The organism is Roseinatronobacter domitianus (genome assembly GCF_023336755.1).
Taxonomy (GTDB): domain Bacteria; phylum Pseudomonadota; class Alphaproteobacteria; order Rhodobacterales; family Rhodobacteraceae; genus Roseinatronobacter; species Roseinatronobacter domitianus.
On record NZ_JALZWP010000007.1, the window covers coordinates 122,370 to 141,232 of the forward strand.

General features: G+C 60.8%; 21 protein-coding genes. 13 read left to right on the top strand and 8 right to left on the bottom strand.

The window, feature by feature from the left end; translation table 11 throughout:
• Nucleotides 1–53: 53 nt before the first annotated feature.
• Genes M3N55_RS08990 through M3N55_RS09000 form a run of 3 tightly spaced genes read left to right on the top strand, consistent with a single transcriptional unit; the run spans nt 54 to nt 1,529 of the window.
• Nucleotides 54–908 (top strand): tetratricopeptide repeat protein, encoded by an 855-nt coding sequence (locus tag M3N55_RS08990; RefSeq protein ID WP_249058194.1) that lies wholly within the window; start codon nt 54–56, stop codon nt 906–908.
• Between the two features lie 59 nt (nt 909–967).
• Complete coding sequence (locus M3N55_RS08995) at nt 968–1,273, top strand: hypothetical protein (protein WP_249058195.1); 306 nt, start codon at nt 968–970, stop codon at nt 1,271–1,273.
• Between the two features lie 58 nt (nt 1,274–1,331).
• Complete coding sequence (locus M3N55_RS09000) at nt 1,332–1,529, top strand: CTP synthetase (protein WP_249058196.1); 198 nt, start codon at nt 1,332–1,334, stop codon at nt 1,527–1,529.
• Here the strand turns inward: M3N55_RS09000 and M3N55_RS09005 are convergent.
• Together M3N55_RS09005 and glyA are read right to left on the bottom strand one after the other, a co-directional pair.
• Nucleotides 1,526–2,293, bottom strand: coding sequence for an alpha/beta fold hydrolase (locus M3N55_RS09005; protein WP_249058197.1), 768 nt, complete (start codon nt 2,291–2,293; stop codon nt 1,526–1,528). The two genes, M3N55_RS09000 and M3N55_RS09005, sit on opposite strands and share 4 nt — an antisense overlap.
• Entirely contained in the window at nt 2,293–3,588 is a 1,296-nt protein-coding gene (gene glyA / locus M3N55_RS09010; RefSeq protein WP_249058198.1) for a serine hydroxymethyltransferase, read from the bottom strand. The genes M3N55_RS09005 and glyA overlap by 1 nt, the downstream gene beginning before the upstream one ends.
• A 199-nt stretch (nt 3,589–3,787) precedes the next feature.
• On the opposite strand from glyA, the gene M3N55_RS09015 reads away from it, so the two are divergent.
• Nucleotides 3,788–4,549 (top strand): NAD kinase, encoded by a 762-nt coding sequence (locus M3N55_RS09015; protein WP_249058199.1) that lies wholly within the window; start codon nt 3,788–3,790, stop codon nt 4,547–4,549.
• A 29-nt stretch (nt 4,550–4,578) separates the two neighbouring features.
• Here M3N55_RS09015 and M3N55_RS09020 read toward each other — a convergent pair whose 3' ends face one another.
• The 5 genes from M3N55_RS09020 to M3N55_RS09040 all read right to left on the bottom strand — a co-directional run bounded on the left by M3N55_RS09020 (nt 4,579) and on the right by M3N55_RS09040 (nt 9,215).
• Nucleotides 4,579–6,729 carry a hypothetical protein gene (locus M3N55_RS09020; protein ID WP_249058200.1) on the bottom strand — a complete coding sequence of 717 codons (2,151 nt, stop codon included), beginning with the start codon at nt 6,727–6,729 and terminating at the stop codon, nt 4,579–4,581.
• Between the two features lie 2 nt (nt 6,730–6,731).
• Entirely contained in the window at nt 6,732–7,601 is an 870-nt protein-coding gene (gene motA, locus M3N55_RS09025) for a flagellar motor stator protein MotA (RefSeq protein WP_249058201.1), read from the bottom strand.
• Nucleotides 7,602–7,710: 109 nt separating this feature from the next.
• The gene (locus M3N55_RS09030) at nt 7,711–8,283 is read right to left on the bottom strand and encodes a MotE family protein (RefSeq protein WP_249058202.1); all 573 of its coding nucleotides are present in this window, start codon (nt 8,281–8,283) and stop codon (nt 7,711–7,713) included.
• Nucleotides 8,280–8,708 carry a hypothetical protein gene (locus M3N55_RS09035; RefSeq protein WP_249058203.1) on the bottom strand — a complete coding sequence of 143 codons (429 nt, stop codon included), beginning with the start codon at nt 8,706–8,708 and terminating at the stop codon, nt 8,280–8,282. The genes M3N55_RS09030 and M3N55_RS09035 overlap by 4 nt, the downstream gene beginning before the upstream one ends.
• Nucleotides 8,709–8,720: 12 nt before the next feature.
• Nucleotides 8,721–9,215, bottom strand: coding sequence for a flagellar basal body-associated FliL family protein (locus M3N55_RS09040; RefSeq protein ID WP_249058204.1), 495 nt, complete (start codon nt 9,213–9,215; stop codon nt 8,721–8,723).
• Nucleotides 9,216–9,333: 118 nt separating this feature from the next.
• Here M3N55_RS09040 and fliF point away from each other — a divergent pair, with 118 nt between their 5' ends.
• From fliF to fliP, 4 genes are read left to right on the top strand one after another with little or no spacing between them, the layout of a single operon-like run.
• Nucleotides 9,334–10,905 (top strand): flagellar basal-body MS-ring/collar protein FliF, encoded by a 1,572-nt coding sequence (gene fliF, locus M3N55_RS09045; RefSeq protein WP_249058205.1) that lies wholly within the window; start codon nt 9,334–9,336, stop codon nt 10,903–10,905.
• A complete protein-coding gene (locus M3N55_RS09050) occupies nt 10,902–11,495 on the top strand; it encodes a FliH/SctL family protein (protein ID WP_249058206.1) in 594 nt (197 codons plus the stop codon). Before fliF ends, M3N55_RS09050 begins: the two co-directional genes overlap by 4 nt.
• Nucleotides 11,488–11,784, top strand: a complete 297-nt coding sequence (locus M3N55_RS09055) for a FliM/FliN family flagellar motor switch protein (RefSeq protein ID WP_249058207.1) — start codon at nt 11,488–11,490, stop codon at nt 11,782–11,784. The genes M3N55_RS09050 and M3N55_RS09055 overlap by 8 nt, the downstream gene beginning before the upstream one ends.
• 2 nt (nt 11,785–11,786) lie before the next feature.
• Nucleotides 11,787–12,515, top strand: coding sequence for a flagellar type III secretion system pore protein FliP (gene fliP, locus M3N55_RS09060; RefSeq protein WP_249058208.1), 729 nt, complete (start codon nt 11,787–11,789; stop codon nt 12,513–12,515).
• 313 nt (nt 12,516–12,828) lie between these two features.
• Here the strand turns inward: fliP and M3N55_RS09065 are convergent, their stop codons facing one another.
• A complete protein-coding gene (locus tag M3N55_RS09065; RefSeq protein WP_249058209.1) occupies nt 12,829–13,041 on the bottom strand; it encodes a DUF1127 domain-containing protein in 213 nt (70 codons plus the stop codon).
• Between the two features lie 340 nt (nt 13,042–13,381).
• Between M3N55_RS09065 and M3N55_RS09070 the strand changes: the two genes are divergently transcribed.
• The 5 genes from M3N55_RS09070 (at nt 13,382) to M3N55_RS09090 (ending at nt 18,788) form a co-directional block, all read left to right on the top strand.
• Complete coding sequence (locus tag M3N55_RS09070) at nt 13,382–14,440, top strand: Mrp/NBP35 family ATP-binding protein (RefSeq protein ID WP_249058210.1); 1,059 nt, start codon at nt 13,382–13,384, stop codon at nt 14,438–14,440.
• A gap of 633 nt (nt 14,441–15,073) precedes the next feature.
• On the top strand, nt 15,074–15,634 hold the full coding sequence (locus tag M3N55_RS16770; protein ID WP_249058211.1) for a division/cell wall cluster transcriptional repressor MraZ: 561 nt from the start codon (nt 15,074–15,076) through the stop codon (nt 15,632–15,634).
• Nucleotides 15,635–15,639: 5 nt separating this feature from the next.
• Nucleotides 15,640–16,614: a 16S rRNA (cytosine(1402)-N(4))-methyltransferase RsmH gene (rsmH, locus tag M3N55_RS09080; protein ID WP_249058212.1), complete on the top strand. Its 975-nt coding sequence runs from the start codon at nt 15,640–15,642 to the stop codon at nt 16,612–16,614.
• Nucleotides 16,615–16,617: 3 nt separating this feature from the next.
• On the top strand, nt 16,618–17,004 hold the full coding sequence (gene ftsL, locus M3N55_RS09085) for a cell division protein FtsL (protein WP_249058213.1): 387 nt from the start codon (nt 16,618–16,620) through the stop codon (nt 17,002–17,004).
• A complete protein-coding gene (locus M3N55_RS09090; protein ID WP_249058214.1) occupies nt 17,001–18,788 on the top strand; it encodes a peptidoglycan D,D-transpeptidase FtsI family protein in 1,788 nt (595 codons plus the stop codon). Before ftsL ends, M3N55_RS09090 begins: the two co-directional genes overlap by 4 nt.
• Nucleotides 18,789–18,863: the final 75 nt, after the last annotated feature.

Here is an 18,863-nt window from a genome sequence, read left to right on the forward strand (position 1 = left end):
GTGACACCGGCAGGCGCGCGCCCTATAGCGTGGCAAAATTTAAGAGGGCGATCATGCGCTTTGCGTGGATTATCGGAGTGTTCTGTCTGGCTTGCGGCCCGGCGCAGGCGCAATTGCGTGCCGCCGACGGTCTGGCCGCACTGGAAGCGGGTGATGCGGTTCAAGCGCGCGCCATCTGGCAACCCTTGGCCGAGCGCGGCGATGTTCTGGCGCAACATAACCTTGGTGTGCTGGCCCTGCGTGACGGGACAGATGCGATCCGTTGGTTCACCGCAGCCGCAGAGGCGGGGCATTTGCCTGCGCAGACCGCGCTTGCCGGGCTTTTGGCGGACCAGCAAGATTGGAACGGCGCGGCCCGCTGGTATGTGGCGGCGGCAGAGCAAGGTGATGCGGGCGCAGCTCATAGTGTTGGCGTCCTGCATGATCGGGGGCTTCTGGGCGACAGCGCACGCGGGCAGGCGGGGCGCTGGTTTCGGCAGGCGGCGGAAGCGGGGTATGTGCCCGCGCAATTCGCTTTGGGCGCGCTTTTGGCCGAAGCAGGGGCGCCCGAAGCAACAAGGTGGTTCGCGCAGGCTGCCGAAGCCGGTCATGTGGAAGCGCAGTTCAACCATGCGCGGGGGCTTGCCGCGACTGACCCGGCTGCGGCGCGCGACTGGTATGCGCGTGCCGGCGCCTCTGGCTTCGGCGCGGCCAGCTATAATCTGGCGCTGATGCACGCACGCGGGCAGGGCGGGCCAGAGAGTTTTCGCGCAGCACTCGCTTGGTCCTTGGTCGCGCAGGAACAAGGCTTTGTTCAGGCCGCAACGCTTGCAACTGCATTGCTTGATGTGATGCCCTCAGAGTCGGAAACGGCGGCCCGAGCAATGACAGCGCAATGCCTCGCCGATCCGATGGCCTGTCCGCGTTGAGCGCAAATACCTGCGGGCAATTAACGCCCTGTTAACCGATTCGCAGCCACATAGGTGGGATGCGATATATCGTCCCGCTCCTAATTGTTCTGGCCGCCTGCGACAGCCCGTCCCCGCTCCTTGGGCAGGCTGAACCAATACGGCTGCAACGCGCGGGCTATGATATTACCGTCTGGCGTGCCGGCGACCGTGTCGAGGCGATTCGCCACGGAATGGCGCGGCGTGCGGATAAGGCACAATTGCGGGGCGTATTGATGCAGGCCATGCAGGATGCCACGGGGTGTGATTTGCGGGAAAACTCTGTCGAAGGGGATATCGGAGTGCTGCGCGCCCGGCTTTCGACCTGCTTTGCGCCAGATCAATGACGAGTTGGTGGCCCGCCAATATGATCTTCTTGAGTTTCATAAACCGAGGAGTGTTGTCATGTTTCGCCTATTTCCGCTTATCTTCAGCATTGCCGGGGCAACCTGTGCCGGGATCGGCGTGGTGGTCGCGCTGGTGATCGGGCAAGACACGCTCAACCCGATCTTGGCGTGGGCTGCTGCTGGTGGGGTTGTCGGGATTGTAGCCAGTTGGGTTATCGCCAAAATGATCTTGGCGAATGAAACGGCCAAGCCCTAGTCGAACCAAGCGCGCGCCGTCTGCTCGAAGGCGCGCGGCTCTTCTGCATGCAGCCAATGGCCTGCATTCGGAATTTTGGCAAATTTTGCATTCGGAAACAGAGCTTTAATTGCGGGCCGATGCTCGGGCAGAACGTAATCCGATTTGGCACCGCTCAGAAACAGGGTAGGGCGGTTGAACTCGCCCTGCACTGAACCGGGCCAAGCCGTGATCTTGTCCATTTCGCGATCAAGCACGTCCAGATTCAACCGCCAGCGCGGTGGAGTTGACCGAAGGTCAAGCGATTGAAGCAAAAAGGCCCGCACGCCGGGATCTGTTACATTTTCGGCGAGTGCTGCATCGGCATCAGAGCGCGCGCTGAACGACGCCGGATCAAGCCGCGACATCGCTGCAATAAGGTGGCTTTGGCTATGTGTATAGGCAACCGGTGCAATATCCGCGACCAGCAAGCGGTTGACCAGATCGGGCCGGGCAAGTGCCAGCATCATGGCGGCCTTGCCACCCATGGAATGGCCCAGCACATCCATCGGCGCGCCTTGTGCGCCGACCACGTTTGCCAGATCGGCAGCCATCGCGGGGTAGTCATGGCCTTCGGCCCATGGGCTGGACCCATGGTTCCGCATATCCACCGCGATCACTTGCCGGTCATTCGACAGGCGTTTGGCAAGCGCGCCCCAATTGCGGGCCGAACCGAACAGGCCATGCACGATCAGCAGGGGCGGAGCCGCCCCTGCCGCGCCGTAACTGTCCTGCGCAAGCTGCATCAAAGCTGCGGGTAAATCGGGAACCGGGCGCACAGATCGGCGACCTCGGCCTTCACGCGGGCCTCAACCTCGGCATTGCCCTCTTCGCCATTGGCAGCCAATCCATCAACGACCGCGACAATCCAATCCGCGATCTGCCGGAATTCCGCCTCGCCAAAACCGCGCGTGGTGCCTGCCGGTGTGCCAAGACGGATGCCGCTAGTGACCATTGGGCTCTCGGTGTCGAACGGGATACCGTTCTTGTTGCAGGTAATATGCGCGCGGCCGAGCGCTTTTTCGGTCGCATTGCCCTTCACGCCCTTGGGCCGCAGGTCAACCAGCAGCAGATGCGTGTCGGTGCCGCCGGTGACAGTCGCCAAGCCACCCTTTTCCAATTGGGCGGCCATGGCCTGCGCATTGGCAATGACGTGCTTTTGGTAGTCGCGGAAGCCGGGGCGCAGCGCTTCTCCGAAGGCCACGGCCTTGGCGGCTATCACATGCATCAGCGGACCGCCCTGAATGCCGGGGAAAATGGCAGAATTGAACTTCTTCGCAAGTGCCTCGTCATTGGTCAGGATCATGCCGCCGCGCGGCCCGCGCAGGGTTTTATGCGTGGTCGTGGTGGCAACATGCGCATGGGGGAAGGGGTTGGGGTAAAGTCCCGCCGCCACAAGCCCGGCGAAATGTGCCATATCCACCAGCAGGTAAGCGCCGACGCTATCCGCGATCTCGCGCATCCGGGCAAGGTCGATGATGCGCGGAATGGCAGAGCCACCGGCGATCAGCATTTTTGGCTGATGTTCTGTCGCCAACGCCTGTATCTGGTCGTAATCGATGGCATAATCGCCTTCGCGCACACCGTATTGCACAGCGTTGAACCATTTGCCCGACTGGTTGGGTCTGGCACCGTGGGTCAGGTGGCCACCCGCGTCCAGGCTCATGCCCAGAATGGTGTCGCCCGGTTTCAGCAGCGCGGTAAACACGCCTTGGTTGGCCTGACTGCCCGAATTGGGCTGCACATTTGCGAAATCGCAGTCGAACAGTTTGCAGGCGCGCTCGATCGCAAGGTTTTCCGCAATATCCACATATTGGCATCCGCCATAATAGCGGCGACCGGGATACCCTTCGGCATATTTGTTGGTCAGCACCGACCCCTGCGCCTGCATCACGGCTGCGGAGACGATATTCTCCGAAGCGATCAACTCGATCTCGTCGCGCTGGCGTCCCAGCTCTTGCTGCATGGCCGCGAACAGTTCTGCGTCGCGGGTGTCCAGCGTTTCAGTGAAAAAACCTGTATCGCGGGTGGTGATGTCCATTGCGGCCTCCGGCAAAGGGGTTGGGTGCCGTTCATCTAGAGCATGGAAGGCAGTAGTGAAAGGCTTGTTTGCGCCGTATTTGGCCGTAAGCGCGACGTGGGCCCTTCCAAGATAGGCGCGGCGCGATCTTGCAAACGCTTGCCAAACCGGCCTGATACAGGTCAAAACAGCCGGAACGCGCAGACAGGGAGCGCAGGACATGACCCGCAAGATTGCCTTTGTCGCCAGCTCGGTGGCAGCCCCTCAGGCCGCACTGGCAGACTTGTCGGCGCGCTATGGGAGCGTTCCGCTTGAGCAAGCGGATGTCATCGTTGCGCTGGGCGGGGATGGGTTCATGCTGCAAACCTTGCACGCGACCCAGCATATCGACCTGCCGGTCTATGGCATGAACCGCGGCACGGTCGGCTTTTTGATGAATGCTTTTGCGGTCGATGGTTTGCAGGAAAGGTTGGCCGCGGCAGAGATGGCGCCTCTCAACCCGCTGGACATGCGGGCCGAGCGCGTCGATGGCACCGTGGCGCAGGCGCTTGCGATCAACGAAGTCTCTTTGTTGCGACAGGGCGCTCAGGCTGCGAAACTGCGCATTCTGGTGGATGGGCGTGAACGCCTTCCCGAATTGATTTGCGATGGCGCAATGCTCAGCACGCCAGCCGGGTCTACCGCCTATAATTATTCTGCACATGGCCCAATTCTGCCGGTCGGAGCTGATGTTCTGGCGCTCACGCCAGTCGCGGCGTTTCGCCCCCGCCGTTGGCGTGGAGCCTTGTTGCCGACATCGTCCAGAGTGCGTTTCGAGGTCGTGGAACCGGACAAACGACCGGTTATGGCGGATGCCGACAGTCGGTCGGTGCGAAATATTGTCGCGGTGGACATCATTTCGCGCGCCGATATCGTCCACAAGCTTCTGTTCGATCCCGGACATGGGTTGGAAGAGCGCCTGATCCGCGAGCAATTCGTTTAGGAACGCTCCGAGAGCTTCACGGACAAATCTCATTGCGTTAACGCCCCGTCCGGATCAGCCATCAGCGATTGCAAGCGTTCGCGCAGTTCTGCCGAGCGTTCGAGCGCTTGTCGCCCCTGCGAGAGAAGTCCGGCAGGCTGCCGGGGCTCTTCCGCCGCCGCGATCATGGGACCGTTTCCGTCGCCCGATGCGTCTGCCCCTGTGTTGGGCGTGACGGGCATAGATGGAACAGTATCAGCCAGGGGACCGACCGGAGTTAAGTCGGGATCGGTGGCGACCAATCCGCTTGATTGCGCGGGCGGCGATAGGCCTGCAAGTTCTGCCCCAGTGCCCGGCATGGCGACGGGGGCGGTTTCGTCAAGGGCTGGCTCGGGCATTTGCGCCGAAGATGTGGCTTGAGCGAGTGCTGCGTCCAAGCGGTGCGCCGCGTCCGCAAAGCCAAGCGCCTCCAGTCTTGTGCGCAAGGCGGTCAAAGTGGGTTCTGAAAGTGCCGATAATTCCCACGGGGCTTGGGCAAAAACCACCGTCACGAAGGTCGAGTCGGTGGCGGTCTGCGCAAGCGTATCGAACAGATCTGACAGCAGTTTTGTTCGTGCGGCCTGCGTCAGACCTGTTTCGGCAGAGTTCGCGATGCGAAAAGCGGCGTCAAATTCCTGCGCGCGGGCGAGCAGGCGAGCCGTCACATGTGCAAACTGGCGCCCGATATCGCTCCGGCGCAGTGCAAATTGCCTGTCGATGGCAAGCGACAGCAGGTCTGGCGCCAATGTAAGGTCACGGCGTTGAGCATTTTCCAAAACCAGAAGAAGGTCGGAGTCGGCCAAGTCGATCAGGTCGCGAGCGGCCAGTCCAGACAGAGGCTCGGGCTTTGCAAGCAGCACGTCTGGTGTGACGCTGGTCCGTGATGACGGCGCCGAACGAGCAAGGACCGCTTGCACAAGATTGGCAGCCTCTGCGGCATCATGCCGCAAGAGTTGGTTGATAACCGCGCCGCCAAGATGGTGCCGCAACGTTTCCGACAGACCTTGCGTCGCGCGGACCACGCGGTTTTGCGCGTTGGGGTGTGTCAGGCTTGCAGCAGGGTCGCTCAGAAAGGCCCATAGCATGTCGAAGTCGGAACATTCTGCATATGCCGACAGAATGTCAGGATTTGGGGGCGACTCAAGGTCGATCACATAGGTCAGGTTGTGCAACGCCTTCACCTGTTCTCCGTCGGGTAACAGTCCGAGCAAACTCCGCGCTTCTACGCCGAAACCACTGCGCAAGAATTCGGTGACAAGGGTTGTCACCGCATCTTCGTTGATCCTGTCAAGCGGGTCGTAAAGTGCTTGCCAGTTCTGTCCTGGTGCACCGAGTGGCGGCGGGACTGACCAATCGGCAACCTGTGCAGATACTGCGGTCTGGCATAGCTGATCCGAGAGGCTGTTCGGTGCTTCGCGTCGGTCGTCTTGCGATTGAAAGTGCCGCGCGATTTTTGCCGGAACTGCAAGCTGTTCGGAGGTTGGCGTTTGTTCGAAATTAGGGTCCGGCCTGAGCAGGTTGCCAGCGACGGCACTGGAAATCGCGACGCCAAGCTTCCGCGTCACATCGTCGGTGGTGGTTTCAACAACTGGACCCGGCTTGCCAGTTGTGGATATCGACGGCGCCGCGGGCATAAGGCGCGTGTGTAACGCCAAGGCATCTTCGGGTTCCGGGATGGCTTGCTCTTTCAAGCTGCGGGCGAGCGCTACCCCGGCATTTTGCGCAACTTGGCGCGTGCTTTCGAGCGCAGGACGTGCCCGAGGACGCAGATCGCTTTGTTCCTGCGTGTTCTCTGGCTCTGGGGACCAAAGGTCGAGCACAAGTTGGCCCGGAACCCCATCCACCCGGCGCGCAGAGCAGGGGCAAGAAAGCTGTAGTCGAAGGCCTCCCTCGATTGGCTCAATTGTGCGAAGGCGGGTTCGGGGAATGCGGTCAAAAGCCTGCGACAGGTCCACCGATAGCGTCGGATCCGAAAAGACCACGTCGATATAGCCATCAGCCTCGACCAGCCGCCAATCCGTACCATCAGGCAATGGCATGACAAGGCGTGTGAAATCTGCATGTTCGCCGGCGCGCATGACAGTGTTGGCACCCTGCGCCAAGATGCTTCGGGGTGCCAGCATCATCAGAAGCAAACCGGCAGCAAGAATGAGCAGGCGCATCGTCAGGCCGCCGTTTTCTTGAGCTCACGCAAAGCGTCCTCAAGCGCCGAGAACTCCGGTCGGAAATGGTGCGGAGCGTTCTGCCGACCCACCTCTATGCAAATATTTGCCGGATGCGCATGCATATTTGCAATAAGCACTTCGCGGATCAGCTGAAAGAAGTGGTCGTCCTCTGCGACTATGGCGCTCATGCGACTCGCGATTGGCCCAACGAAACCGTAGGCTAGAAAAACACCAAGGAATGTGCCCGTCAGCGCCCCGCCGATCATTTTGCCAAGAACTTCAGGGGGTTCGTCGATTGATCCCATGGTCTTGATAATGCCGAGCACGGCCGCCACGATTCCGAGCGCGGGCAATGCGTCGGCCACGATCTGCACGGCGTGGCTGGTATGCAGAGCGTGTTCCCGGCGTGCCTCCAACCGTTTGTCGAGTACGTCTTCCACTTGGTGCGGATCGTCATAATTCATGGATGCCGCGCGCATGGTGTCGCAGATTAGCTCGATCGCATCGTGGTCTTTCTGAATCTTGGGATATGCCCCGAAAATGGAGGAGGTCTCTGGCGCTTCTATATGTTCTTCGACGGCGACGGGGTTCTGGCGCGCCAGCCAGATGAGTTGAAAGAGAAGGCATAGAAGATCGCGATAATCGGCAGCCTGCCATTTCGGGCCCTTGAACACCTTGGCGATATCGCGCCCCGTTCCCTTTATGGTTGCAAGGTCATTGCCCAGCACGAAGGCACCAAGTGCTGCACCGCCAATCATGACCATTTCGAATGGCAGCGCCTTGAGGATGATGGTCATCGACCCGCCGGCTCCAAGATAGCCGCCGAATACAAGGCCAACGACAAGAACTATGCCAATGATTGGTAACACGTTAACCTCTTGAATAATTTGCGGCGCTTGTCGCGCTATGATCGGAAGTATCGCAAGCGGACCTTAAATTTCGGTTGAAGGCAGGTGAAATGACGTTGCCGCGGCGCGCTCAATCGCGCGGTGTCCGGGCGTGGCGTCCGGCAAGCACTGCGCTGATGCCGTAGGCAAGCGTCGGATCAAGTTGCGCCATGACCTCGCCCGCAAATTGAGGGTTTAGCCGGGCGATAAATCCGGCAGCGAATTCGGTTTCCATTGTGGAAAACAACGTGGCCGCTTGCGGCGGTTTCATGTGCTCGAATACGGTCGTCAAGCGTATCAGGTCGTTTTCGGCGGCGCTTTCTGTCTGGGTCAGGGTCGCGGCAAGGCGGCTTTCGGCTGCCTGCAACTCGGCCAGTTGTGCGCGCAGGTTTTCTTCTGCGTTGCGAATTGCCTTGGCCCGGTCTTCAAGTGCGTGTTCCTGTTCTAGAATTCGGGCTTCGCGTGCGCGCAAGGCTTCGAAAAGAGCGCCGCCATCGGGCATTTCTGCGGTGGCATGCGGCGGCGCAGGCTGTGTATCTTCTGCGGCAACGGCGCTCGCCACCCCAAGGCTCAGACGCGATGCCCCGGCTGCGAATAACAAGGTGGCGACCAGGAAAAGCACGGCCCCCATACCTGCCCCATTTGGTTTTGTTCTGCGGGTCATGTCCGTGCTCCGGCGCGTGCGCGGGTCATGCGCAGGCGCTGCTCGGGTGCGCGCGCACGCTCAAGTGGTTCAAAATCCATCGAAGGCTCGGACCACACGGCGCTTGGGGGCATGGCAGAGCCTTGCTCTGCGGTAGGCGGTCCGGGCTGCGAGCGGTCAGCCGCCATAAGCAGTTCCAGCCGGCGCGCGGCCTGCTCGGCGGCTGTAATCTGATCGCGCAGCACATGTTCACGCGTGCTGGAGCTGGCCTCGGCAGCCGATAGCGCCTGCGTCAATTGATCGACCTGCTTTGAGAGAAGGGCGATCGCGCGCCCCACGTCACCGTCGAGCCGGGTGAAAGCGCGCAGCCGGCGTGACAACAACATGCAATAGGCAGCTGCCAGCAGCGCCCCCGTTCCGATCGCAATATCGGCAATGATATCCATATGCGCGACTCCTTAGTTCAAGATGAATTCGGTAATGAGAAAATCGTTGACCAGATCTTCCCCCGCGACCATCTGCAAGCGCCGCAGCAGTTGCGCGCGCAGCCGCAGCAAGGCGGTCGGGTCTTCAAGATCGCTTGGGTCTATCGCGCGCAGATAGGTGTTGATGACCGACAAGAAGCGCGGTCGAAAGAGTTCTGCATCCGTAAGCCGCCCCTCTGCAATTTCTATATGCGCCGACAGGCGCAGATGCTGCGACGGGCCCGGCGTGGCCAGCGACAGCGTCAGTTGCTCGATCATCATGTAAGTGGGCGCGGGGCGATTCTGCGGCGCGACGGATGATCCTTCTGCCGTATTGCCAGCACTGAGAATCAGCCCCGAATAGACCATGTAAAACCCCCCGCCGCCCAGAAGACAGGCGCCCAACATGCCCACAAGAATGGGCAGTAAAGCTTTCTTTTTCTTGGGAGTTTCATCAGCGCTCCCGGTGTTCTCCGCAGTCTGCGACATGTGTCCTCGCTTCGCTTTCCGGTTTTCTGTGTTGTGACACAAGGTCACTAACCGAATCTTAAGTCATGCAAGCGATCTTCAGGGTGTCGAACGGGCAGAAGGCCCGCAGGAAGGGAGCATGATCGTGCAGCAGGTTCAGGCATTCTGGACAACACTCGACACCACACGCAGGCTCCTTCTGGCGGGGCTTGGCGTGGGTGCGCTTGTCGTCATCCTGTTTATTGCGCAGCTTGGGCTGCAACCGGCCAAGGCTTTGCTGTATTCAGGCCTGGAGGAGGCCGCGGCTGGCGAGGTTATCCAAGCGCTGGAGGCGCGCAATGTCGCCTATGAGGTGCGTGGCGACGCGATTTATGTGCCGGAACCCCAGCGAGATGAATTGCGGCTTATGCTGGCGTCTGCCGGGTTGCCTGCCAATTCGCATACAGGCTACGAATTGCTCGATTCCCTGACGGGTTTCGGGACCACGTCGCAAATGTTCGATGCCGCCTATTGGCGCGCCAAAGAAGGCGAGCTTGCGCGCACAATCGTGGCCAGTCCGCATCTACGCAGCGCCCGGGTGCATATTTCGCAGGGCGTGAACGGGGCGTTTCGCCGCGATATCGCGCCCACGGCGTCGGTTTCCGTTACCACCAGCGGCAGCCCGCTGGGGCCAGCACAAGCGCGCGCTTTAAGGTTTCTGGTGGCCTCTGCCGTGCCAGGAATGACGCCGCAGGACGTGTCGATCATCGACGGGGCGAACGGGCTTGTTCTTGGGCCGGATGAGGCGGGGCAACCAGCAGCCGGATCGGCGGACCGCACGCGCGACTTGCGCCGCAGCGTTGAGCGGTTGCTTGAAGCGCATGTGGGCCCAGGCCGGTCTGTGGTCGAGGTGAGCCTTGAAATGGTCACGGACCGCGAGACCATAACCGAACGGCGGATCGACCCTGAAACCCGCGTCGCTATTCGATCTGAAAGCGAAGAAACCCAGATGAACAGTCGCGATTCGCGCGCTCAGGGCGTGACGGTTGCATCAAACCTGCCCGATGGCGACGCGGCCGAAGGTGGCGCCGCCGAGAATACGGAAACCCTGACCCGGCAAAGCACGAATTTCGATCTGTCGGAGACGCTGCGCGAGATAGAGCGGGGGCCGGGCGCCATCCGGCGCATGACGGTCGCGGTGCTGATCGACGGTATAGAGGACCAGCAACCCGATGGAACCCAGGTCTGGCGGCCCCGTAGTGCGGAAGAATTGGCGACGTTAAGGTCGCTTGTCACCTCTGCCGTTGGCTATGACGAGGCGCGTGGCGATGTCATCACTTTGCAGTCTTTACGCTTCGAGCCGATGGCGGCTTTGGGAACGGAAGCGCGCTCGGGTTTGTTCGCCAATGCCACGCTCGACCCCATGACCCTTTTGCGCTGGGCGTTTCTGCTGGTCGTGCTTGCCGTGTTCATCCTTTTCGTTTTGCGCCCGCTCTTGCGTGCGGCGCGCGCTGATGATGGCGCACCGGGGTCAGGGCGGCTGGCTCTGGATGGTCCGGCCATGCCCGAGGACGGGCTTGAGCGCTTTGAAGGGGGGCTGGGGCAATCGTCCTCTGTCTTGGATGACCGTGAAGATCCGGTTGCGCGCTTGCGCCGCATGATCGAGGAGCGGCAGGACGACTCGACCCAATTGCTGCGCCACTGGATGGATGAACGCAAGGAGCCATCATGAGCAGCCCATTGCTGACGCTTGAATGTTTCGAAGTTGAGGGAACACCGCCAAGTGGCGCCCCCCTCACGCCGCAAGACGCCGAAAGCCTGCGCGCGCACGCCTTTGAGGATGGGTATGGCGCTGGCTGGAGCGACGCTTTGGAACAGATGCGTGACGAGGACGCCTTGCGCCGGGCCGCATCGGAAGAGGCTTTGCAGGCTGTGGCTTTCGGCTTTCACGAGGCGCGGGATGGCCTGGAAAGCGCCTTCGTGGACCTTGCGCGCCAGCTTGTAACAACGCTGTTGCCCGAACTGCGTCCGGTCGCCCTGCGCCAACACCTGGAGGTAGAATTGCGTGCCCTTGCCGCGCGTCACTTCACCGGTCGGCTGGAGATACTCTGCGCGCCGGGCAGTTCGGGCGCAATTATGGCAGTGGCTCAGACCAATCCCGGGTTGGATATCGCATTGCTGGAAGAGCCTAGCTTCACAGAGGCGCAAGTTCTGATCCGCATCGACCAAATGGAACGGCAGATCAGCCTAGATAACGTGATTGCGACGCTCACAGCCACGTTCAGCGACACTTTCAAGCCCAAGGATACCGTAAATGGATGACGCCACGCTTCCCAGCCCCGACCCGGCAAGCTCAACAAATGCAATTCTCGGGCATGTCCCGATCGAAATAACCGTCTCTGTCGGGTTTGCGCGGCCCATGGTGAAGGACCTTATGCGCCTGCACCGGGATGCAGTTTTGCCGCTGGACCGGCGCATTGACGACCCGGTCGAGCTTTATATCGGCGACAGGCTGATCGCACGCGGCGAATTGCAGGAAATGGAGGGCGATCAGGCCGGTTTTCTGGGCGTGCGGCTGACAGAGCTTGCCAATCTTGATGAGATGCTCTGACGATGCTGTGGCGTGTGATCTGGCTGGGTGCCGTCCTGTGGCTTGCGGCCCCGACGCCGGCGCTTGCGCAGGATATCAGCCTGCAATTCGGCGAAGATGGCTCGCTGGCGTTGCGTGGCGCGCAATTGGTTGTTCTTCTCACGCTTCTCAGCCTTGCGCCCGGTATTCTGGTCATGGTCACGTGCTTTCCGTTCATTGTAACGGTGCTGGCGATCTTGCGGCAGGCTTTGGGCCTGATGCAGTCGCCTCCGAACATGCTTATCGTGTCGCTGGCGCTGTTTCTGACATATTTCGTCATGGAACCGGTCTTTGCCGCGGCGTGGCAGAACGGGATCGTGCCGTTGAACGCTGGCGATATCGCCCTGGAGGAGGCGTTTTTGCGCACCGCCGACCCGTTTCGCCAATTTATGGCTGTGCGGATTGATCCAGAAACATTCGAGAGCCTTGCCAGCTTGCGTCCGGACCCTGTGGGCGCGCTTGGCCCCGATGCCCCGCTATCGGTGCTGGTGCCGTCATTCATGCTAAGCGAAGTCGCCCGCGCTTTTCAGATCGGGTTCCTGATTTTCCTGCCATTCCTGATTATCGACCTTGTCGTAGCGGCAGTGCTTATGTCGATGGGTATGATGATGGTGCCGCCCGCGATCGTCTCGTTGCCGTTCAAGCTGTCTTTTTTCGTGATCGCAGATGGGTGGCGGCTGATTTCTGAAGCGCTGGTGCGCAGCTACTTCTAGCCAGACGCAGCCTCATGAACGCAAAAAGGCGACAGTCCCAGGGAGGAGGAGGGGACTGTCGCCGATTTTGCACGACCCCAGGGAGGAGGAGGGGGCCGTCACAATGTCATGGGCCAATGGCCCGGTCGTAGAAGCCCCGGCAGGGAGGAGGACGCCGGTAGCCTCGCGATCGCCCTCGGGAGGAGGGTAAGGGCGGTCGTTTCGTGCCGCAGTCCGGTTTGACAGGCCGGCGCGGTAGTTCTGGCGACGACTGAGGGAGGAGGAAACAGTCGCCGCCGTAGTCAAGCCCCGGGAGGAGGATAGGGCCTGAAACTCAATTCTCGAACGCTGCCTCATATGCGAGGCGCGAAATCATCGACCGGCTGATGCCCAGATCGTCCAGCTCTCGCGTGGACAGGGCGTTCAGCTCGGCGTAGGTTCGATTATACACACGGCGACGTGCGAAGGCTTCCGACAAGCGAAAGAAAAAGCCACCGAAGGGCACGCGAACGCTACCTGTGCCGATATTTTCTGCAATATGTGCCATTTTGATGCACCTTTATGTTTCATCGTGGCCGGGCTGGCCTGTTGCTAATCAAAATAGGCAAATGCTGCGACCGCACAATGCAAGATGCTGCAATGCCGCTATGCGCTAGAGTCATGGTTACGCTAGGTTAATTTGCAGGCTGCCCGGAATATGTGCGCGGGGCGTCCGAAAGCTGACACAACATGTGCATATGATGTTTCAAATCGGTTCAGCGTGTCGACCATGCTGTCCGCCCCCCAGCGTTGCGCATTTCTCGCAAAGACCGCGGCTTGCACATCCTGCCCCTTGCCCCGCCCGGCGCCATGCCCATGTATTCGGTGTAACTGGAATGGAGCACCCGATGGACCCCACGCGCGACGCGATCCTTGCCGCCCTCGATACCGTTGTCCTACCAGATGGCGGGACGCTGGTTGCACGAGACCTTGTTCGCGCGCTGGTCATTGACGGCCATTCGGTGCGCTTCGTGATTGAAACCCAATCCGCTGAAGTTGCCAAATCCTACGGAACCGTGCGTGCGCAGGCCGAGCGCGTGGTCGCGGCAGTGCCAGGGGTGCAATCGGTCGCGGTGGCCCTGACCACGCACACAGCGCCCAAGCCCGCGCCCAGCCTGAAAATCGGACGCCACCCAACGCCGCAAGAGGGGCGTCAGCCGGTGCCCGGCGTGACCAACTTGATCGCCATCGGGTCTGGCAAGGGTGGGGTGGGCAAATCCACCGTTGCGGCCAATCTGGCTGTTGCTTTGGCACGCAGAGGTTTGCGGGTTGGTTTGCTGGATGCCGATATCTACGGCCCCAGCCAACCCAAGATGATGGGCGTGGACAAGCGCCCTGCCTCGCCGGATGGGAAACGCATTCTGCCGCCCGAAGCGCATGGTGTGCGCATGATCTCTATCGGGCTTATGCTTAAAGCCGATGAAGCCGTTATCTGGCGTGGCCCGATGCTGATGGGCGCTTTGCAACAATTGCTGACGCAGGTGGAATGGGGGCGGCTGGATGTGCTGCTGGTGGATATGCCGCCCGGCACCGGTGACATTCAACTGACCTTGTGCACGAAATTCGATGTGCGCGGTGCGATCGTGGTTTCGACCCCGCAGGACGTGGCCTTGCTGGACGCGCGCAAGGCGCTCCGGGCTTTCGAGACACTGAAAACCCCGATCCTGGGGCTGATAGAGAACATGTCGACCTTCATCTGCCCGCAATGCGGCCATGAAGAGCATATTTTCGGGGATGGCGGTGTGCGCCGCGAAGCGGATAAGCAGGGATTGCCCTTTTTGGGGGAATTGCCATTGAGCCTGGAAGTGCGGTTGGCTGGTGATGGTGGCGTGCCCGTCGCGGCCACCGACAGCCCGGTTGCGCAGGCCTATGGTCGCATCGCCGATCAGGTGATCGCTTCTCTCTGAGGCGCGATCCGCGCCTGATGGGATTGTATGGAATCTATTAAATTACCGCGGTGACGCGGTTGCGCTCGAATCACTCCCATGTGATTCGAGCGTTTTTTACTTGTCTGGCGCTGCTGGATGCGTGCTTTATGTGGCTATGTTGCCACATTCTCCGCAGTCTGAGTGCTCCAGCGGGATTTCATGGAACCAGTCTCTCATATCGATATTCCGATGAAACTTTTGATACATTTAGATATGATCTTCTTTTGTTCTCACAACATATGGAAGCTTCAAGTGCTTTGAGCGGCTTTGATCTATATTCTGGATAAGCAATCCGCAGAAGTTTCTGCCTGACTGTGCCAATTCTTGATTGATTACCATGAAATCCCGTGGCAATCATTATTCCAAGATAGACGGGCATCACAGGGGCACCAAGACCCCGCCGAGGCAGAGTTCATACAGGTTCCCGCTTTATCTCTAAAAGCACAGATCCGGCGCGCTCGCGAGCAGCATCCCCTCCCCCCAAGGAAGCGAGCGCCAACCGGGCACCCAGAGATGGGACAGTCGGCGGATCGGGCAGTGGCAGCAGCTCGATCCGCCGTTTTCATTTGTGGCGCCTGACATGCGTCGCATGTAGACGAAGGACGGCCCGACGTGGCACGCAAGTTCAGAGGCTCTTTCCACCAGAAGGTGGATGGCAAAGGCCGGGTTTCGATCCCGGCCAGCTTCCGGCGCGTTGTCGAATCCGGCGATCCTGACTGGACCGATGGCCTGCGCCCCAACCTTGTCATTGTTTACGGTCTGGACAGCCAAAAGCGGTTGGATTGCTACACGTTGAACGCGATCGAGGATATTGAAGATCGTATAGACCTGATGCAGCCCGGCAGCCCGGAGCGCGAGACGCTGGAACTGACCTTTCACGGCCATGCCGCCGATGTCCAGATTGACGAAGATGGCCGGATCGTCCTGCCGCAACGCCTGCGCGACAAGCTGGAACTGGAACCGAACGAAGCCGCGTTCTTCATCGCCAAGGGCGATCATTTCCAGATCTGGAAAGAAGACACGTTCAAAGTGGTCAAATCCAGCCGAACAGACGTGTTCCTAGCGGATCAGGCCCCAGATTTCGACGCGCGCATTCACCTGCCGCCGCGCCCGGCCAGCGCGGTGGGGACAGAGGCTGATCTTCTGCGCGATACCTTGTCCCGCCGCCGCTAAGACCGATGCAAGACCAAAGCCCACATATCCCTGTCCTGCTTCAGCCCATCCTGACACATCTTGCGCCAATTTCGGGCGTCTGGTTGGACGGGACATTGGGCGCAGGCGGCTATGCGCGCGCCTTGTTGCAAGCCGGAGCAGACCTTGTCATCGGGGTGGACCGCGACCCGCTGGCGCTGGCAATGGCGCGCGACTGGGGGGGCGATTACGGCGACAGGTTGCGCCTTGTTCAGGGCAATTTCGCGCAGTTGGATGACCATGCCGACCAGCCGCTGGATGGTGTGGTGCTGGACCTTGGTGTGTCCAGTATGCAGTTGGACCTGCCCGAGCGCGGGTTTTCGTTTTCCAAAGACGGACCACTGGACATGCGCATGTCGCAAGCTGGGCGGTCGGCGCGCGACATTGTCAACGGTGCCTCTGAAGAGGTGTTGGCCGATATTCTGTTTCACTTCGGAGAGGAGCGCGCCAGCCGTCGCATTGCGCGGGCCATTCTGCGGGCGCGTGCAGAGGGTGAAATCGAGCGCACAGGTCACCTTGCGCAAATTATCGCGGCGTGTTTGCCGCGCCCGAAACCGGGGCAAAGTCATCCGGCCACCCGCAGCTTTCAGGGCTTGCGCATAGCGGTAAACGCCGAATTTGACGCCCTTGTGGACGGGTTGGAAGCGGCGGAGCGCGCCCTTAAACCGGGCGGCAAACTGGCGGTTGTCAGTTTCCATTCGCTTGAGGACCGAGTTGTGAAGCGGTTCTTGGCGCAACGTGCCGGGCAGGGCGGAGGCGGCAACCGGTTCGCGCCGGAAGAGCCGCAGCGCGCGGCGCGGTTCGACCTGATCGAGAAAAAGGGCATTTCCGCCGACGCAGCAGAACTGGACGCCAACCCCCGCTCGCGCTCTGCGCGCTTGCGCTTGGCGCGGCGCACCGACGCCCCTGCCGGCCCGGCTGATCGTTCGGCGCTGGGGCTGCCCCGCATATCAGAGGTATAAGCCATGCGAAGCTTGTTATATCTGCTGACGGCGCTTGCGGTGATCGGGCTTGCATCCTGGGCCTACCGCGAAAATCACCTGACGCAACAAGCCATGAACACCCGCGCGGCACTGGAGCGAGAGATCGCCCGGCTGGAGGAAGAGATTTCCATGCAGCGCGTGGAATGGGCCTATTTGAATCGCCCTGACCGCTTGCGCGCTCTTGTGGACGTGAATTTCGATGCTTTGCAGCTTGTCCCCCTGACGGCGGATCATTTCGGCGAGATCGACGAAATCGCGTATCCTGCGCCTGAAGCCAGATTTGAGATTGGCCAAGGTGTTGTTGTTCTTGGTGAGCTGGAGCAATTGACAGGCGACTTGCCCGCCACGTCCGAGGAAGACCAGCCATGACCCGCACGCCATTGCGCCCGCTTGCCCGAATTTTGCGCGCCCGCGAAACAGGCGAAGACCCGAACCACATAGAACAGGAAAACCTGCGCCTGCGCCGTCAGGAATTGCGCGATACCGGGCGCGTGCGCGCCGAATTGCGCCTTTTGGTGCTGGCGTTGCTGTTTATGTCGGGATTTGTGCTGCTCAGCGCGCGCATGGGGTTGCTGGCAGCGACGGAACCGGTCGCGTTGCGGGTTGGGCTGGTCGAGGGGATTTCCGACTCGCGCTCGGACATTACCGACCGCAATGGCCGGGTATTGGCGACCAACCTTGCAACCCACGCGCTTTACGCCGAAACACGGCGCATGGTCGATCCGCAGCGCGCGGCGCGCGAGCTGGGCCGGATATTTCCCGAAATGGATGCAGATCGGCTTGCGGCACGGTTCACAGACCCGGATCGCAGTTTTGTTTGGGTGCGCACCCGCTTGTCGCCCGAACAAAAGCAGGCCGTGCATGATATCGGAGAGCCGGGTTTGCTGTTTGGCCCCCGCAAAATGCGGGTTTATCCGAATGGCCGGGTAGGCGCGCATATATTGGGCGGCGCGCGGTTTGGCGAGCAGGGCGTGCGTGCCGCCGAACTTCTGGGCGTGGCCGGGGCAGAGTTGTATTTTGAGGACCGTCTGCGTGACCCGGCGCGCGCCGATCAGCCTTTGCGGTTGTCGGTAGACCTGCCGCTTCAGGCAACGATCACAGAGGTTCTGACCGGTGGCGTAAGCGTGTTGAACGCGCGCGGCGCAAGCGCGGTGCTGATGGATGCCCAGACCGGAGAGGTGCTGAGCCTAGTTTCGCTGCCAGATTTCGACCCGAATGACCGGCCCGCGCCACTGACAGAAGGCGAGCCAGCCGACAGCCCGCTCTTTAACCGCGCGGTGCAGGGCTATTACGAACTTGGGTCGGTGATGAAAGCTTTCACGGTCGCGCAGGCGTTGGAAGAAGGCGAGGTGACGCCGGACACAATAATCGACACGCGCGGCCCATTGAGGTGGGGCCGATTCACGATCAACGATTTCCGCGACTATGGCAACGAGATGTCGGTGACATCGGTGATGGTCAAATCCTCGAATATCGGGACGGCGCGCATGGCGCAGAATATCGGAGCGGAACGTCAGCAGGAGTTTCTGCGCCGCTTCGGATTGTTGGACCGGATGTATATCGAACTCTCTGAAGCGCAGCGCGCGCGCCCGCTTCTGCCCGATCCGTGGTCAGAGCTGTCGGCCATGACGATTTCTTATGGCCACGGCATGACGACCAGCCCTCTGGCTTTGGCCGCGGGCTACGCGGCGCTGGTCAATGGCGGTCGGCTGGTCACGCCCACGCTCTTGCGGCAAAATAGTGTCCCCGATGGCGCGCAGGTCATCAGCCCGCAGACCTCGGCGCAGATGCGCCAGATTCTTCATAGCGTGGTCTATGAAGGCACGGCATCTTTCGCGCGTATTCCGGGTTATCCGGTGGGTGGCAAGACTGGTTCGGCAGATAAGCCGGACGTGAATGGCGGCTACAAAGAAGATGCGGTGCTTGCGACATTCGCGAGTGTCTTTCCTTCGGATGACCCGAAATATGTCTTGGTCGTCACGCTTGACGAAGCCGTGGACACCACCGGCCCCGAGCCGCGCCGCACTGCTGGCTGGACCGCCGTGCCGATGGCGGGCGAGATTATCCGCCGCGTGGCGCCCCTGTTGGGGCTGCGCCCGGTTGCACTTCAAGAGGTAGAGGCGCGCTTGCAGGCGGACAGTCGCGTGCCATAGAACGCCACGGCGTGTGGGCCATTGAACCCATGTGGCAAAACGGGGTAACTGAACCGCGATCCGCCCCAAGCCTTG

Excerpts from the sequence above, each read along its gene's own strand:
- M3N55_RS08990 (WP_249058194.1), top strand. The coding sequence starts at position 54 with ATGCGCTTTGCGTGGATTATCGGAGTGTTCTGTCTGGCTTGCGGCCCG.
- M3N55_RS08995 (WP_249058195.1), top strand. The coding sequence starts at position 968 with ATGCGATATATCGTCCCGCTCCTAATTGTTCTGGCCGCCTGCGACAGC.
- M3N55_RS09000 (WP_249058196.1), top strand. The coding sequence starts at position 1,332 with ATGTTTCGCCTATTTCCGCTTATCTTCAGCATTGCCGGGGCAACCTGT.
- M3N55_RS09005 (WP_249058197.1), bottom strand. The coding sequence starts at position 2,293 with ATGCAGCTTGCGCAGGACAGTTACGGCGCGGCAGGGGCGGCTCCGCCC.
- glyA (WP_249058198.1), bottom strand. The coding sequence starts at position 3,588 with ATGGACATCACCACCCGCGATACAGGTTTTTTCACTGAAACGCTGGAC.
- M3N55_RS09015 (WP_249058199.1), top strand. The coding sequence starts at position 3,788 with ATGACCCGCAAGATTGCCTTTGTCGCCAGCTCGGTGGCAGCCCCTCAG.
- M3N55_RS09020 (WP_249058200.1), bottom strand. The coding sequence starts at position 6,729 with ATGCGCCTGCTCATTCTTGCTGCCGGTTTGCTTCTGATGATGCTGGCA.
- M3N55_RS09030 (WP_249058202.1), bottom strand. The coding sequence starts at position 8,283 with ATGACCCGCAGAACAAAACCAAATGGGGCAGGTATGGGGGCCGTGCTT.
- M3N55_RS09035 (WP_249058203.1), bottom strand. The coding sequence starts at position 8,708 with ATGGATATCATTGCCGATATTGCGATCGGAACGGGGGCGCTGCTGGCA.
- M3N55_RS09040 (WP_249058204.1), bottom strand. The coding sequence starts at position 9,215 with ATGTCGCAGACTGCGGAGAACACCGGGAGCGCTGATGAAACTCCCAAG.
- fliF (WP_249058205.1), top strand. The coding sequence starts at position 9,334 with ATGATCGTGCAGCAGGTTCAGGCATTCTGGACAACACTCGACACCACA.
- M3N55_RS09050 (WP_249058206.1), top strand. The coding sequence starts at position 10,902 with ATGAGCAGCCCATTGCTGACGCTTGAATGTTTCGAAGTTGAGGGAACA.
- M3N55_RS09055 (WP_249058207.1), top strand. The coding sequence starts at position 11,488 with ATGGATGACGCCACGCTTCCCAGCCCCGACCCGGCAAGCTCAACAAAT.
- fliP (WP_249058208.1), top strand. The coding sequence starts at position 11,787 with ATGCTGTGGCGTGTGATCTGGCTGGGTGCCGTCCTGTGGCTTGCGGCC.
- M3N55_RS09065 (WP_249058209.1), bottom strand. The coding sequence starts at position 13,041 with ATGGCACATATTGCAGAAAATATCGGCACAGGTAGCGTTCGCGTGCCC.
- M3N55_RS09070 (WP_249058210.1), top strand. The coding sequence starts at position 13,382 with ATGGACCCCACGCGCGACGCGATCCTTGCCGCCCTCGATACCGTTGTC.
- rsmH (WP_249058212.1), top strand. The coding sequence starts at position 15,640 with ATGCAAGACCAAAGCCCACATATCCCTGTCCTGCTTCAGCCCATCCTG.
- ftsL (WP_249058213.1), top strand. The coding sequence starts at position 16,618 with ATGCGAAGCTTGTTATATCTGCTGACGGCGCTTGCGGTGATCGGGCTT.
- M3N55_RS09090 (WP_249058214.1), top strand. The coding sequence starts at position 17,001 with ATGACCCGCACGCCATTGCGCCCGCTTGCCCGAATTTTGCGCGCCCGC.